Below are 14078 nucleotides of genomic sequence, written 5' to 3'. Positions count from 1 at the left end.
CGCAGGCGAGCGGGCCGCTCACGGTAGGTTCCGTCGAGGGAATCGCGATTAACTGCGTTAGCAACGATTGGGGGATCAGACGTATATTTCCGACGGTAGCTGGCTCGTCGCGCACGCTTGGGCTGGCTGGTTATTTGGCATCCTAAGCGGTTGAGGCATTTTAGGATGTCATGTTTACGCCTTGATTAACCTGAGGATTCAGTGACATCCCCAATGCCAGTGATCGCTTGCGCGACTAGCCGAACGGCCTGAGCTGCGAATCCGGCACGTCGATGCGCAGGTTTTCCATCAGCACCGTTTCGATCGGCTCGCATGACTCGCCCTCGCTCACGACCTTGATGGGCAAACCATGGCTCGAGTCGAACCATAACTCATAGCGGAACACGCCGCTCACGAAGTGTCCGGGCAGGCACGTCACGATCACGTGCGCCGCCTCGTGCGTGCCGATCGCTTCGGTGCCGACGACCTGGGTGTCGCCATGCTCTTGCAGCGCACGGACATTGGCTAGCAGTGCGCCGAGATCGGACTCGTCGACGCGATGACCCTGCGGGCTCTGAATCATGTGATTGTCGGGAGCCAGCGTGAGCTGCGGAAATGTGTCGATACCGAACGGCCAGAGCTTGACCTTGCCCGATTCCGGGTTGAAGGTGAGCGTCGCGCCGCCATGCGGCCGGATGAAGTCCATCCGAACGAAGCCGGGCTTTCGGTAGCCATAGAGGACCTCGACCGTTTCCGCTCGCGCCGATGTCGATTTCAACGTGACCTCGTAGTTTGCGAGCGCATCGAAGCGTGCCTGTGCGACGGCCACGAAATCCCGGTCTGTGAGCGTCATTGGCCCCTCCTATACTCGAAGGTGGAAGATGGGTCATTCTGGAGCACGGCTTCGCATCGCGCAACGCACACCCGGCCCTGGCGCAGACAAGGAGGAAACGAACAATGGCGGAATTCCGTCTGACGACCTCGTGGTGCATCGAGGCGCCGGTGCAGCCGGTATGGGACGCGATCCACGATTCGATGAACTGGCCGAGCTGGTGGAAGAACGTCGAAGCGGTGCGCGAGTTGCGGGCGGGCGAGACCGACGGGCTGGGGGCGGTGCATCGTTACACGTGGAAAGGCGTGCTGCCTTATCGCGTGATCATCGACGTTCGCGTCACGCGCGTCGCGCCGCTCCTCGCGCTCGAGGGAGAGGCCAGCGGCGCGCTGGAGGGCGTGGGGCGCTGGCATTTCGCGGCCGACGGCAGCCGCACGATGGTGCGCTACGATTGGCATGTCAGGACGGCCAGTGCGTGGATGAGCGCGCTCGCATTCGCGCCCCTCGTGCGGTTGATATTCCGCTGGAATCACGATTCGATCATGCGCGAAGGCGGCCTGGCGCTTGCGCGCCTGCTCGAGGCTCGTTTGATCGATTGCAGCGGCGAACCGCGATAAGTGCAACAATCGAATTCGTCAGTGCGCTTGCACACGCTTTCTGCGAGATTTCCGCGAGACGGAGGTGTTATGAACATTGCACACCGCTTACTTGCCGTGCATGGGAGGCAACATGACTGAGATCGAGAAGGAGCCCGTCGTCGCCGTGCTGAACAAGATCCTCGAATCCGAGCTGGCGGGCGTTGTGCGGTACACGCACTATTCGTTCCTGGTGTTCGGCTTCGGCCGCATTCCGATCGTCTCGTGGCTGCGGCAGCAGGCGGACGAGTCGCTCCTGCATGCGCAGCAGGCCGGCGAATGGATCACGACGCTCGGCGCGTATCCGTCGCTCGCCATCGGTCCGCTGCTCGATTCCCATACCTTCGATATCGGGGCCATCCTGCGCGAATCGCTCGAGGCCGAACAGATCGCGCTCGGTCTTTACCGCGAGCTGCTTTCGCTCGTGGCAGACCGCTCGGTTGCGCTCGAAGAATACGCGCGCCAGATGATCCAGGTCGAGGAGCTGCACGCGGGCGAGGTCGACAAGATGCTGCGCCGGCCGGGCACGACCGCGACGTCGCCGCGGCAGGACATGGGGCCCGCCTGACAGGCGCTGCGTTAGGTTCGACATGATGCTGACGCTCGCCAACGTATCGAAGCACTATGACGGCACCACGCCGCGCAACGTGCTGCGCGGCGTGAATCTCGAATTGCGCTCGGGTGAATGCGTCGCCATCATGGGCGAATCGGGCGCCGGAAAATCGACGCTGCTCAATCTCGCGGCCGGTCTCGACCGGCCGGACGCGGGACAGATCGTCTTCGACGGACACGACCTCGGCGCACTCGACGACGACGCGGCCACCCTGCAGCGCCGACAGAAGATGGGCTTCGTGTTCCAGGCCTTCCATGTGCTGCCGAACCTCTCGGCGGCGCAGAACATCGCGCTGCCGCTGCTCCTGAACGGCATGCGGGCGAAAGACGTGCCGGTGCGCGTCTCGTCCGTGCTGCATGCAGTCGGGCTCGGCGGGCGCGAGCGCGCGCTTCCGCGTGAATTGTCGGGCGGCGAGTTGCAGCGGGTAGCGATCGCGCGCGCGCTCGTGCATCAGCCGCGTCTCGTGCTGGCCGACGAGCCCACCGGCAATCTCGATCACGACACGGCGATGCGCATCCTCGCGCTGCTGCGCGAACTGGCGCAAAAGAACGGCGCGGGCGTGCTGCTCGCGACGCATTCGGTCGCCGTGGCGGCTGCCGCCGACCGCGTGCTGCGGCTCACGCCCGCCGGGCTCGAGCCGTACTCGCCCGGCCCAGGCGGCGCGTAGGCGATGCGCTGGTTCGGTGCCGTGGGTTCATCGCGCGACGCTGCCGCATCGCGTTGCCGGGGCGATCGCACGCCTGCTGGCGGCGTCGGCGCGGCGCTCATCGCCGGGGAAATGCGCGCGCATCCGCTGCGCACGCTGATCGGCATTCTCGCGATTGCCGCGGGCGTCGCGATGGGCTACGCGGTGCAGCTGATCAATCGCGCGGCGCTCAACGAGCTGTCGGCCACTGTCAACTCGCTGATGGGCAATGCGGATATCGAGCTGCGCGGGCCGCGCGCGGGCTTCGATGAAGCGCTGTACCCGCGCATTGCCAGCTTGCCCGAGGTCGCCGCGGTCAGCCCGGTGGTGGAGGTCGATGCGCGCGTGGCGGGACGCGACGAGTCGCTGAAACTTCTCGGCGTCGATGTGTTTCGCGCAGGGTATGTCACGCCGAATCTCGTCGGACGCGTGGAACTGGCCGATCGTACGAATGGCACGCATGGCACGCATGGCACGAACGGTACGAAGGCCAGCACGCTCGATCTGCTCGACCCGGACACCGTATTTCTTTCGCCAGCCGCGCTGAGCTGGCTCGCGCTCAAGCCTGGCGATTCGCTCACGGTGCAGGTCGGGCTCGCTTCGGTCGCCCTGCGCGTCGCGGGTGTGTTGCCGGCCTCGGGCGATGCGGTGCGTGTCGGCGTGATGGACATCGGCGCCGCGCAATGGCGCCTGCAGCGGCTCGGCACACTCGAGCGCATCGACATCAAGCTCAAGCCGGGCGTCGATGCCGAAGTGTTCGCGCATTCGCTCGCGCCGCACTTGCCCGCGGGTGTCGCCGCCTTCACACCGGGTGACAACGCCCGGCGCACCTCGATGCTCTCGCGTGCGTATCGCGCGAATCTCAACGTGCTCGCGCTCGTTGCGCTGTTCACCGGGGCGTTCCTCGTCTTCACGATGCAGGCCCTGGCCGTACTGCGGCGTCGCGCGCAGTTTGCGCTGTTGCGCGCGATCGGCGTGACGCAGCGTGGCGTGCTGTGGCTCGTCGTCACCGAGGGCGCGATCCTCGGCGTGCTCGGCGCGGCGGCGGGGCTCGCCATCGGCTTCGCGCTCGCGGCGGCCGTGCTCCGCTATGCGGGCGGCGATCTGGGCGGCGGCTATTTCGAAGGCGTGCAGCCGCGCGTGCATTTCGATGCCATGCCGGCGGCAATATTCTTTGCGCTGGGGATGGCCGCGTCGGTGCTCGGCAGTCTCGCGCCGGCGCTCGAAGCCGCGAGGGCGCGACCCGCGCGGGCGCTGAAGGCGGGCGACGAGGAAGCGCCGGCCGCCCGGCTGCGTACCAAGCGCACCGTCACGGCGGCGCTGCTCGCGATCGCCGCCGGGCTCGTCACCGCGTTATTGCCGCCCGTGGCGGGCTTGCCGGTGTTCGGCTATCTGTCCATCGCGCTGTTGTTGCTGGGCGGCGTGCTGGCGATGCCGGCGCTCGCTCGCGCCGTGTTCGCCGTGCTGCCGCGCTCGAATCATGTCTTGCCGCAGCTCGTGCTGGCGCAGCTCGCCAATGCCCCCGGCCGCGCGACGATCGGGCTCGCGGGCATCGTCACGAGCTTCAGCCTGATGACGGCGATGGCGATCATGGTGTCGAGCTTTCGCGTCGCCGTCGACGACTGGCTGCAGTTGCTGCTGCCCGCGCCGCTCTATCTGCGCGCTTCGCCGGGCGGCGACAGCGCATTCCTTTCGCCGGGCGATCAGGCAGTCATCGCAGCGACACCCGGTATCGCGCGCGCCGAGTTTCTGCGCGCGACGCAAATCTCGCTAGATGCTCGCCTGCCGCCCGTGAGCCTGCTCGCGCGACCCATCGATGCGCACAACCCCGCCGCGCGCCTGCCGCTGACGACTGCGCCTCGCGTACCGCAAGCGGGCGAGCCGCCGCCGGTGTGGATCAGCGAGGCGGCCGCCGATCTGTACGGGATGCACACAGGCCAACGCATCACGCTGCCGCTGGCGGGCCAGCGCTTGCCGTTTACGGTGGCCGGCATCTGGCGCGACTATGCACGCCAGTTCGGGGCCATCGTGATCGACGCGAGCGACTATCGACGGCTGACCCGCGACACGCGCGTGAGCGATGCCGCCTTGTGGCTCGACGCGGGCGTGGCGCCGGCGCAAGCGATCGCACGCTTGCGCGAGAGCGTGCATGGCGGGCAGCGTCTCGAGTTCGCGCAGCCGGGCGAGATCCGTGCGGCGAGCCTGCGGATCTTCGACCGCAGCTTCGCCGTGACGTATCTGCTGGAAGCGGTGGCGGTGATCATCGGCTTGTTCGGCGTCGGCGCGAGCTTCGGGTCGCAAGCGCTCGCCCGCACGCGCGAGTTCGGCATGCTGCGGCATATCGGCGTGACGCGTCGCCAGATCGGGCTCATGCTCGCGATGGAGGGTGCGCTCGTTGCGCTGCTCGGCGTGCTTGCCGGCTTGACGCTGGGCCTGAGTCTCGCGATGGTGCTCGTGCATGTCGTCAACCCGCAATCGTTTCACTGGACGATGAGTGTGCATATGCCATGGGGATTGCTGGCGGCGCTGGCCTCGGCGGTCGTCGTGGCCGCCGCGCTCACGGCGCTCCTGAGTTCGCGCGCCGCGATGTCGGTCGATGCGGTGCGCGCTGTGCGCGACGATTGGTGACGCGATGAGACGGCGCACGTTTCTCTTATCGTCGCTCGCCGCGCTGTCGCAAGGCGTTGCATGGGCGCGCATGCCGGATTTTCCGGCGGTGACGAGCGGACAGCCGCTCGTGTTCCCGCGCGACTATGGCGCGCATTCGAGCTACCGCACCGAATGGTGGTACGTGACCGGCTGGCTGCAACCGGACGCCGACGCGGCTGCCGATGCATCGCTGGGCTTCGAAGCGACATTCTTCCGCTCGCGCCCCGCGCTCGACGAAGCGAATCCGAGCCGCTTCGCGCCGAATCAGTTGCTGTTCGCCAACGTGGCGCTGAGCGATCCGCACGCGGGCAAGCTGCAGCACGACCAGCGGATTGCGCGCCGCGGCTTTGGTCTCGCGCAAGCGAGCGAGACGGACACGGCAGTCCGCATCGACGACTGGTCGATCGAGCGCAACACGGATGGCCGCTACCGCCTGAACGTCGCTACGCCCGACTTCACGTTCGCCTTGACTCTGGCGCCGACGCAGCCGGTGCTCGTCAACGGGCAGGGCGGGTACAGCCGCAAAGGCCCGCTGCCGGACGAGGCGAGCTACTACTACAGCGTGCCGTGGCTGCAAGTCGACGGCATGCTCAAGCGCGGTGGTCAATCGACTGGCCATGCCGGGCACGTGCGAGGGCAGGCGTGGCTCGATCACGAATGGTCGTCGGCGCCGCTCGCAGACGGCGCGGTCGGCTGGGACTGGATCGGCATCAACTTCGATGACGGCGGCGCACTCATGGCTTTGCAGATTCGCGACAAGGCAGGCCACAAGTTCTGGGCTGGCGGCACGCTGCGCGCCGCCGATGGCAGCACGCATACGCTATCGCCCGATAGCATCCGCTTCACGCCGCTGCGCCAGTGGCGTTCGCCGCATACCGGTGCACAGTATCCGGTGGCGATGCGCGTCGATGCGCAGGACGTGCATCTGACGCTTGCGCCGCTCATGGACGATCAGGAGTTCGACAGCCGCGCGAGCACCGGCGCGGTGTATTGGGAGGGGGCGGTGACGGCGTTTCAGGCGGACGCGGCGAGCACCGATGCTGAGAAAACCGCGACGAAACCCGCAGGAAGACCGCTGGGACGCGGCTATCTCGAACTCACGGGCTATGTTCAGCGGCTCGAGCTTTAGATCTGTCAACCCAGCTCGAACGACGTCACGCCGAAGACGCGATCGATCGCAATCGCGGGCGCGTTTTTCGTGTACATCCGCGCGGTTTCGAAGACGCTCGTCATACCGTGCCGTTCTGCCAGCGCGACGGCCGCAGGGTTCGTCTCCGGCACGTCGAGCACGATGACCTCGCCCGGCATGCTCGCCGCCAGCGCGCGAAAGAGGCCCGTGGCGACGTCCGCATCGTCGGCGAAGAGCGGCCCGATCTTGCAGCCCGCCTCGCAGCGACGCACGACGCCGTATCCGGCAACGCGGCCCGCCTCGACCGTTGCGAGCGCAACGGCATCCGGCTGGGCGATCCAGGCGCGGAGGAAACGCTCGCGCCCCGCGGGAAAACAGGCGCGATCGTAGGCAAGCAACTGCTCGAACGGCACGTCGGCGGCTGGCACGACACACGCGCACCCGATGCCGCTCACGCGCCCCTGATAGCGGATGTTGCGGTACGCGAGCCGGAATCCGGACTTCCCGTAGTTCGCCTGTTGGGCGACGACGCCATCGAGACCGATGTTACGGTCTCCCAGGTAACGCATGCCGTGCTGCCAGATGCGCATGCCGAAGCCCTTGCCGCGAAATCCGGGTTTCACGATGTAGAGGCCGATGAAGCCAAAGCTGTCGTCGTACGCAACGGCACAGAGGCTCGCGACGGGCTCACCGCGCAAAACGCCGACGAGGAAGCCGTCCGGGTCCGCTTCACGGAAGCAGCGCGGGTCGTGCCACCCGGGGTTCCAGCCCTCAGCGGCTGCCCATTCGACCGCCAGTGCCACCTCGTCGGTCGACATGGTGCGTACGATGAAGTCGCCGGTTCGATCCATGACGTTCATCCAATGCGCAAGGTCGTGTCGATGCGCGTGCCGCGCTTGATGAAGAGCGTGACGGGCGTCTTTTCGCAAATTTCGGCCAGGCGCGCGCGCTGCGCTTCTCCAAGCGGTCCGTCGACTGCGACGCCGCGCCGGATGTACTGGGTCCCGTCGTGATCCGCATGCAGGCTGACCTCGACGGCGATCGCGGCGGCCGGCCAGGTCTTGCGCTGCATGTACATGCGCAGCGTGGCGGCCGTGCATGCGGCAAGCCCGGACAGCACGAACGCAAATGGCGCGGGGCCGCGGTCCTGGCCGCCTTCGTGCGGGCCTTCGTCGCCGGTCAGCGGGTGGCGGCCGGCCTCGATGGCGACGACGTAGTTGGGCGCGTCGGCGGCAAGGCTGGCAGTGGCGGTAGCGAGCGGCATGGGTAACTCCTCGGTGGTTGGGTCTCGCGGGCGATCACATTAGCGAAGCGGGGGGGAGCGTAGCTTACTCGATCGGCTTCCATGGCCAGCCCGTCTTCATCGCAGGCGTAGGTGAAGTTCCGCCGTTCTCCTCGTCATCATCGTTCACCGCTGTCGAGGCGTGCGCCGACTTATCGAGTTCGAGTCCGAACCAGCTGACCTTCTGCCTGACGTAGGCGGCGTACGATGCCCAAGCTAGCGGATCGTCCGCGAAGAGTTCGCGCTGCACCGTCGAGGCGAGCTCGGCGCGATCGAGTTCGGTCTCCAGAAGCGCCCTTGGCCAGCTCGCGTAGGCGCTTGCGGCCCGTTCAAGAAAATCTCTTGCGCGCAAGCGAGGCGACATGTGCTGCAGAAAGGGCAACGCCTGCAAGGAAGGCTCGCGCGAAGCAAGGAGCGCAACGGGCGAAAAGGCTTGAGTCGCGCCGACGTTGCGCATCGCTTCCAGAACATCTCCAAGGTGCAGCAACAGTTCGCGCCGGTCGAATCGGTCGTCCACAATACGTTCCAGGTCATATTCCCCGGCGCGGGCGTACCGCCGGGTGCCGGGGAAAGGGTGATGAGGGTAACAGCAGGTGCGTTTCGGCAAGCCATCGGCATGCCCGCACGAGAAGTTTACCGACTCATCGTGCACAGAACGTTTCGAGTTGTATCAGGGATACTGAGAGCCTGTCCCTCAATGAGGTCGAGCTACTGGCCGACGAATTCGACTATGTAATTCCGCGCAGGTCAGTGCTTGTGCACCTTTTCCAGTCCGTCGGCGGGTTGCACCGCGTGCTGACCGTCTTTCTCGCTTTCGACCTCGTAATACGGGTCGTCCTTCGACGCGGCGACAGTGTGGCCTTCCAGTTCCGTATCCCTGATGATCCGGCGGACGACCGTGCCTGTCGTCATGCCTTCCGGGGTGTTCCACGTGACGCGATCGCCTGTTTTGAGTCGATGGGACATGATTGTGCGCTCCGGTGGTTGAATCCCCCTCCGGAGTCGCATTCTTCGTTCCTGCGGCTGAGGTCCCGGCGAGCGATCTCGACGCATAAAAAAACGCCAACCCGATTGAGTTGGCGTTTTTACGTCGGGAATGACAGGTGTCAGAACTGATTCATCGTGTTGTCTTTACCCGCCGCCTTCAGCGCCGCTTCGCCGCTGAAATAGTCCTTGTGGTCGTCGCCGATATCCGAGCCGGACATGTTCTGGTGCTTGACGCAGGCGATGCCCTGACGGATTTCCTTGCGCTGCACGCCAGCGACATAACCCAGCATGCCCTGGTCGCCGAAGTATTCGCGGGCGAGGTTGTCGGTCGACAGCGCAGCGGTGTGATACGTCGGCAGTGTGATGAGGTGATGGAAGATACCGGCTTCGCGCGACGCGTCGGCCTGGAAGGTGCGGATCTTTTCGTCCGCGGCCTTCGCCAGTTCGCTCTCGTCGTACTCCACGCTCATCAGCTGGGCGCGGTCGTATGCCGACACGTCCTTGCCCGCGGCCTTCATCGCGTCATACGCCTGCTGGCGGAAGTTCAGCGTCCAGTTGAACGACGGGCTGTTGTTGTACACCAGCTTGGCGTTCGGGATGACCTTGCGAATCTCGTTGACCATGCCGGCGATCTGGGCGATATGCGGCTTTTCGGTTTCGATCCACAGCAGGTCAGCACCGTTTTGCAGCGAGGTGATGCAATCGAGGACGCAGCGTGCTTCGCCCGTGCCGGCGCGGAACTGGAACAGGTTGCTCGGCAGGCGCTTCGGACGCAACAGCTTGCCGTCGCGCTTGATGACGACGTCACCGTTGCCCAGCGCGTCGGCCGCGATTTCGTCGCAGTCGAGGAACGAATTGTATTGGTCGCCCAGGTCGCCCGGCGTGTGGGTCACGGCAATCTGCTTGGTCAGGCCGGCGCCCAGCGAGTCGGTGCGGCACACGATGATGCCGTCGTCCACGCCCAGTTCGAGGAAGGCGTAGCGGATCGCGCGGACCTTGGCCAGGAAGTCCTCGTGCGGCACGGTGACCTTGCCGTCCTGGTGGCCGCACTGCTTCTCGTCGGACACCTGATTTTCGATCTGGATGCAGCATGCGCCCGCTTCGATGAACTGCTTGGCCAGCAGGTAGGTGGCTTCCGCGTTGCCGAAGCCCGCGTCGATGTCGGCGATGATCGGCACGACGTGGGTGACGTGGTTGTCGATCTTCTCCTGGATGGCCGCCTTGGCCGGGCCAACAGCGGCGTCCAGCTGGCGGAACAGGCCGCCCAGTTCACGGGCGTCGGCCTGGCGCAGGAAGGTGTACAGCTCGCGGATCAGCGCGCTGACGGAGGTCTTCTCGTGCATCGACTGGTCCGGCAGCGGGCCGAACTCGGAGCGCAGCGCGGCCACCATCCAGCCCGACAGGTAAAGGTAGCGGCGCTCGGTGCTGTTGAAGTGCTTCTTAATGGAGATCATCTTCTGCTGGCCAATGAAGCCGTGCCAGCAACCCAGCGACTGCGTGTACTTCGATGGATCGGCGTCGTAGGCAGCCATATCGGCGCGCATGATCTTCGCCGTGTACTTCGCGATGTCGAGGCCCGTCTTGAACTTGTTCTGGGCCCGCATGCGTGCGGCGGATTCGGGGTTGATAGCATTCCAGGCGCTGCCTTGTTTCTCCTTCAAAGCAGCCACTGCCTTGATGTCGTCCTGATATTGAGCCATGTGTATCTCCTAAGTCTCCGAAGAGCAAAGCGCGATTGAATGAATGGGGTTCAGCGTGCCGCCACGTACGTCGAAGCGAACTGCATGGCTCAATTGTAGGGGCTTCCTGATGCGTCGCAGCAAAGTCTTATATAAGACATATGAGTTATTTATTTGTTATTTATCAACGAGATAGCGAACAATTTTTGCGCTGTAGAACATGTTTTCACAAAGCGAAACGGCGCCGCTTCGGGAATTCAAGCTGAATTTCACGATGTGAAGTGCGCTTTCGGTGGCCGGGGCGGGCGAGCGCGGATGGCTCGAGCAAAGAGAGGCGGGGGTTTGGGTAGACGTCCGTTCTCACGAACGGACGTCTCAGCGTGCGTCACTGCTTCAGATAGCGATGCGCCAGGGCTTCATACAGCGGCGGCGCGAACAGCTTCGAGACCTGGCTCGACACGAGCGCCGTTGCCATCAACGAGATCACGAGTGCGTGCCCGTCGATCATTTCGATGACGATGACGAACGCCGTGATCGGGCTCTGCGTGACGGCGGCCAGATAGCCGACCATGCCGAGCGCGATCAGCATCGGCAGCTGCATCTGCCCGAACACCATGTGCAGTGCATTGCCAATGCCGGCGCCGATCGCCAGCGACGGCGCAAAAAGGCCGCCCGGCGTGCCCGGCAGGTACGAGCCCACCATCGAGGCCATTTTCAGCACAGGATAAGCGGCACCGAGCTGCGAGTGGCCTTCGAGCATGCCGCGCGCTTCCGAATAGCCGCTGCCGAACAGGTGGCCGCCGCTCGCCACGCCGATCACGGCGATGAACAAACCGCACAGCGCGCCGAACGCTACGGGTCTGTCCTTTCGGAAAATGGACAAGCGTGCGGGCATCCATCGCTCGGTGTTGAGCAGCAGCCAGCAAAACACGCCGCCTGCGAGGCCGGTGATCACGCCGACGAGAATGACGGCGACGGCGAGCAGATCGGGAAAATGGCCGCCGATGGCGATGGTGCCGAAATACACATAGTTGCCTTGCAGCGCGAGTGAGACGACGCCCGCAAAGATGATGGCCGTGATGATCACGCCGCTGGTTTTCGCCTCGAAGCTGCGGGTGAGTTCCTCGATGGCGAAGACCACGCCCGCGAGCGGCGCATTGAACGCAGCGGAAAGTCCGGCGGCCGCGCCCGCGAGCGCGAGCTTGTATTCGAGGCCGACGCCGTACATGCTGCGCAGGCGCGCCGGGTAGAAGCGCCGCAGACTGTACATGAGCGCCGCGCCCACGTGGATGGTCGGCCCTTCGCGGCCAATCGTGAATCCGCCGAGAATCGCGAGAAACGACAGGGCGATCTTGCCGATCAGGATGCGCAGCGTAAGAAGGCGCGGGCCGAGTCCGCGCACATCGTGCAACGTCGCGATGACCTGCGGGATGCCGCTGCCCTCGGAACCCGGAAACCAGCGGCGCGTGGCCCAGACGCTGAACGCGGCGATGGCCGGCGTGATGACAAGCGGCAACCACCCGTTATGGGCGGTCATCTTCACAAAGACGTCGAAGCCGAAGTCGATGAGCCGCGCGTACATGACTGCGATGAGCCCTGTCGCGATGGCGCCGGCCCAGAAGACGCCGAAATAGCGCCAGCGCCGATGGCTTCGCACAATCGTGCGCCGATCAAAAATGTTCGAAAATCGCATGGATGGCCGGAGAAAATGGCATTTAAGGCACATTGTGACATAAATTGCCTTTACCCCTGCGCCAGACCAATAGATCCGCTGCGGGAAGGGCTAGCTGCCGGCCTCGTCGAACACCCAGCCGAACGCGCCATAGACCGCCTTGTGCTCGGCCGCGAGTTCGAGCAGGAACATCTCGCCCTTCGCCGTGAGATGGACCTGCACCTGGCGCCGGTCGGCGGGATCGGGTTTGCGCGTCACGAGCCCGGCCGATTCGCAGCGCGAGACGAGCGCTGCAGTGCCATTCGGGGCCGCCTGTAACCGCTCCGCGAGTTCGCCGACGGTCGCCCAGTTGCGATCGGGAAAGCCGCATACGTGCAGCAGCAACTGGTACTGGAGCGTCGTGATGCCCGCGGCGTTGGCAATTTCTTCGGACGCCCGCAGAAACTTGCGCAGGTCATACCGGAACGCCGACATCGCTTCGAGTTCGCGCTTGCCTGGCAGCCCGCGTCTGGTTGATTTGCCTGAATTCATGTGCGGTTCCTGATGCGTTGCCGGTCGTGCGGAGTGCCTCGCCGGGCGAAGGGGGTGCTGCGGACCGGTCGTCGGGGAGGTTGTGTCGTACTCAATGCGCAGTTCGCGCAAATCCAGCCAGGAGTGCAAGCAGCGTGAAAAAGGAGGTTCCTTGACGCTAACGTCAAGTCACGATCACAACGGAAGCGGCCGGTCCTGAAAGATGCTCTTCATCACGAGCGTCGACGTCAGCCGCAGTACCGACGGCAGCGGCAGAAGCCGGCGATCATAGAGGGTTTGGAACGCCTTCAGATCCCGCGTGACGACATGCAGCATGTAGTCGGGTTCGCCGAACAGACGCTCCGCGCGCGTGATTTCGGGAATGTCGATGAGCGCGTCCTCGAACGATTGCACGTTCTCACTGCTGCCTTCGCGCAAGGTCGCGAAGACGATCGCGGAAAAATTCAGGCCGACTGCCGAAGCGTCGATCGTGGCGCGGTAACCGCTGATCACCTGCTCGCTCTCCAGCGCGCGCAGCCGCCGCTGGCATGGGGAGACGCTCAAGCCAACCCGCTCGCTCAGCTCGGTGAGGGAAATTCGTCCATCCTGCTGGATCTCAGCAAGAATTTTTCGATCGATCGCGTCCATGCGCTAAATATTAGCGTTCAGCGCCCGCAACACGCAAGACATAGGGAGCACTTTTCGCGTCCCAGGGCCTACCATTTGCGCCTTCGGGCGGTGGCGCCCGCTTGACAGGAAGCGAGTGTAGAAGTGGAAGCCAGTTTGTTGACGGCGTTCTGGATCGTATCGATCTCGCTGGTGATGGTCCCCGGCGCGGATTGGGCGTACGTGATTTCCGCGGGACTGCGCGGCGGCGCGGTCGCACCCGCCGTTGGCGGCATGCTGGCCGGCTATCTCGCGATCACGCTGATCGTGGCAGCAGGTGTGGGAACGCTGGTGATGAGCGTCCCCGGCGTGCTTCCCGTACTGACTGCCGTTGGCGGGGCCTACCTGGTTTGGCTCGGTATCAGGACATTCATGCGGCCTTCGGAACTCCCGGCTGGACGGGCGCAGGACGAGAGAAGCCGGTGGCGATGGACGTTGCGCGGCTTCGCGATCAGCGGTCTCAATCCGAAGGCCATTCTGTTGTTCGTCGCGCTCCTGCCGCAGTTCACGCGGCGCGATGCCTTGTGGCCGGTCTCCACGCAGATCGTGGCGCTGGGTCTGCTGCACATGATCAATTGCGCGTCGGTGTACTCCGTCGTCGGCGTGGGATCGAAGGCCATTCTGACGACCCGGCCAACGGCTGCCCGCAGGGTGAGCCAGCTGTCCGGCGCGACGATGATCGTGGTTGCGGTCATTCTGTTTGCCGAGCAGGCTTTTGCTCTCATGCATTGACGGCCGCAGGCGGCTCAACGCCGCTTGC

15 protein-coding genes are annotated in these 14078 nt (G+C 64.9%); 6 read left to right on the top strand and 9 right to left on the bottom strand.

Translation table 11 applies throughout. The features are described 5' to 3' along the window. Positions 1-235 precede the first annotated feature (235 nt). Positions 236-832: a DUF1571 domain-containing protein gene (locus ACOJB8_RS06015; RefSeq protein WP_368684334.1), complete on the bottom strand. Its 597-nt coding sequence runs from the start codon at positions 830-832 to the stop codon at positions 236-238. A gap of 104 nt (positions 833-936) precedes the next feature. Here ACOJB8_RS06015 and ACOJB8_RS06010 point away from each other — a divergent pair, with 104 nt between their 5' ends. The 5 genes from ACOJB8_RS06010 (at position 937) to ACOJB8_RS05990 (ending at position 6522) form a co-directional block, all read left to right on the top strand. Beyond that, on the top strand, positions 937-1428 hold the full coding sequence (locus tag ACOJB8_RS06010; protein ID WP_069262132.1) for an SRPBCC family protein: 492 nt from the start codon (positions 937-939) through the stop codon (positions 1426-1428). Between the two features lie 112 nt (positions 1429-1540). Further along, positions 1541-2014 carry a ferritin-like domain-containing protein gene (locus ACOJB8_RS06005; RefSeq protein WP_069262423.1) on the top strand — a complete coding sequence of 158 codons (474 nt, stop codon included), beginning with the start codon at positions 1541-1543 and terminating at the stop codon, positions 2012-2014. A gap of 25 nt (positions 2015-2039) precedes the next feature. Next, the gene (locus ACOJB8_RS06000; protein WP_069262422.1) at positions 2040-2726 is read left to right on the top strand and encodes an ABC transporter ATP-binding protein; all 687 of its coding nucleotides are present in this window, start codon (positions 2040-2042) and stop codon (positions 2724-2726) included. 3 nt (positions 2727-2729) lie between these two features. Beyond that, the gene (locus ACOJB8_RS05995; RefSeq protein ID WP_475011521.1) at positions 2730-5372 is read left to right on the top strand and encodes an FtsX-like permease family protein; all 2643 of its coding nucleotides are present in this window, start codon (positions 2730-2732) and stop codon (positions 5370-5372) included. Positions 5373-5376: 4 nt separating this feature from the next. After that, the gene (locus ACOJB8_RS05990) at positions 5377-6522 is read left to right on the top strand and encodes a lipocalin-like domain-containing protein (protein WP_069262420.1); all 1146 of its coding nucleotides are present in this window, start codon (positions 5377-5379) and stop codon (positions 6520-6522) included. A 5-nt stretch (positions 6523-6527) separates the two neighbouring features. Here ACOJB8_RS05990 and ACOJB8_RS05985 read toward each other — a convergent pair whose 3' ends face one another. The 8 genes from ACOJB8_RS05985 to ACOJB8_RS05950 form a co-directional block, all read right to left on the bottom strand. Next, positions 6528-7373, bottom strand: coding sequence for a GNAT family N-acetyltransferase (locus tag ACOJB8_RS05985; RefSeq protein WP_475011519.1), 846 nt, complete (start codon positions 7371-7373; stop codon positions 6528-6530). A gap of 5 nt (positions 7374-7378) precedes the next feature. After that, the gene (locus tag ACOJB8_RS05980; protein WP_475011517.1) at positions 7379-7786 is read right to left on the bottom strand and encodes an OsmC family protein; all 408 of its coding nucleotides are present in this window, start codon (positions 7784-7786) and stop codon (positions 7379-7381) included. A 64-nt stretch (positions 7787-7850) separates the two neighbouring features. Further along, positions 7851-8456, bottom strand: a complete 606-nt coding sequence (locus tag ACOJB8_RS05975) for a hypothetical protein (RefSeq protein WP_475011515.1) — start codon at positions 8454-8456, stop codon at positions 7851-7853. Between the two features lie 95 nt (positions 8457-8551). Next, a complete protein-coding gene (locus tag ACOJB8_RS05970) occupies positions 8552-8770 on the bottom strand; it encodes a hypervirulence associated TUDOR domain-containing protein (protein WP_069262129.1) in 219 nt (72 codons plus the stop codon). A gap of 140 nt (positions 8771-8910) precedes the next feature. After that, positions 8911-10491: an isocitrate lyase gene (locus tag ACOJB8_RS05965; RefSeq protein ID WP_368617511.1), complete on the bottom strand. Its 1581-nt coding sequence runs from the start codon at positions 10489-10491 to the stop codon at positions 8911-8913. 364 nt (positions 10492-10855) lie between these two features. Further along, entirely contained in the window at positions 10856-12163 is a 1308-nt protein-coding gene (locus ACOJB8_RS05960; RefSeq protein ID WP_475011514.1) for a chloride channel protein, read from the bottom strand. Positions 12164-12253: 90 nt separating this feature from the next. Then, a complete protein-coding gene (locus tag ACOJB8_RS05955; RefSeq protein WP_069262126.1) occupies positions 12254-12673 on the bottom strand; it encodes a MarR family winged helix-turn-helix transcriptional regulator in 420 nt (139 codons plus the stop codon). 174 nt (positions 12674-12847) lie between these two features. After that, positions 12848-13300 carry an Lrp/AsnC family transcriptional regulator gene (locus tag ACOJB8_RS05950; RefSeq protein WP_069262125.1) on the bottom strand — a complete coding sequence of 151 codons (453 nt, stop codon included), beginning with the start codon at positions 13298-13300 and terminating at the stop codon, positions 12848-12850. Positions 13301-13423: 123 nt separating this feature from the next. On the opposite strand from ACOJB8_RS05950, the gene ACOJB8_RS05945 reads away from it, so the two are divergent. Next, the gene (locus ACOJB8_RS05945; RefSeq protein WP_475011511.1) at positions 13424-14050 is read left to right on the top strand and encodes a LysE family translocator; all 627 of its coding nucleotides are present in this window, start codon (positions 13424-13426) and stop codon (positions 14048-14050) included. Positions 14051-14078 lie beyond the last annotated feature (28 nt).

It is taken from the genome of Paraburkholderia sp. BR10141 (genome assembly GCF_056155635.1).
The sequence above is the reverse complement of the archived record's forward strand: the minus strand, read 5'-3'. Positions and strand labels throughout refer to the sequence as shown.

Coding starts and splice junctions, on each gene's coding strand:
- ACOJB8_RS06015 (WP_368684334.1), bottom strand. CDS start 832: ATGACGCTCACAGACCGGGATTTCGTGGCCGTCGCACAGGCACGCTTC.
- ACOJB8_RS06010 (WP_069262132.1), top strand. CDS start 937: ATGGCGGAATTCCGTCTGACGACCTCGTGGTGCATCGAGGCGCCGGTG.
- ACOJB8_RS06005 (WP_069262423.1), top strand. CDS start 1,541: ATGACTGAGATCGAGAAGGAGCCCGTCGTCGCCGTGCTGAACAAGATC.
- ACOJB8_RS06000 (WP_069262422.1), top strand. CDS start 2,040: ATGCTGACGCTCGCCAACGTATCGAAGCACTATGACGGCACCACGCCG.
- ACOJB8_RS05995 (WP_475011521.1), top strand. CDS start 2,730: ATGCGCTGGTTCGGTGCCGTGGGTTCATCGCGCGACGCTGCCGCATCG.
- ACOJB8_RS05990 (WP_069262420.1), top strand. CDS start 5,377: ATGAGACGGCGCACGTTTCTCTTATCGTCGCTCGCCGCGCTGTCGCAA.
- ACOJB8_RS05985 (WP_475011519.1), bottom strand. CDS start 7,373: ATGGATCGAACCGGCGACTTCATCGTACGCACCATGTCGACCGACGAG.
- ACOJB8_RS05980 (WP_475011517.1), bottom strand. CDS start 7,786: ATGCCGCTCGCTACCGCCACTGCCAGCCTTGCCGCCGACGCGCCCAAC.
- ACOJB8_RS05970 (WP_069262129.1), bottom strand. CDS start 8,770: ATGTCCCATCGACTCAAAACAGGCGATCGCGTCACGTGGAACACCCCG.
- ACOJB8_RS05965 (WP_368617511.1), bottom strand. CDS start 10,491: ATGGCTCAATATCAGGACGACATCAAGGCAGTGGCTGCTTTGAAGGAG.
- ACOJB8_RS05960 (WP_475011514.1), bottom strand. CDS start 12,163: ATGCGATTTTCGAACATTTTTGATCGGCGCACGATTGTGCGAAGCCAT.
- ACOJB8_RS05955 (WP_069262126.1), bottom strand. CDS start 12,673: ATGAATTCAGGCAAATCAACCAGACGCGGGCTGCCAGGCAAGCGCGAA.
- ACOJB8_RS05950 (WP_069262125.1), bottom strand. CDS start 13,300: ATGGACGCGATCGATCGAAAAATTCTTGCTGAGATCCAGCAGGATGGA.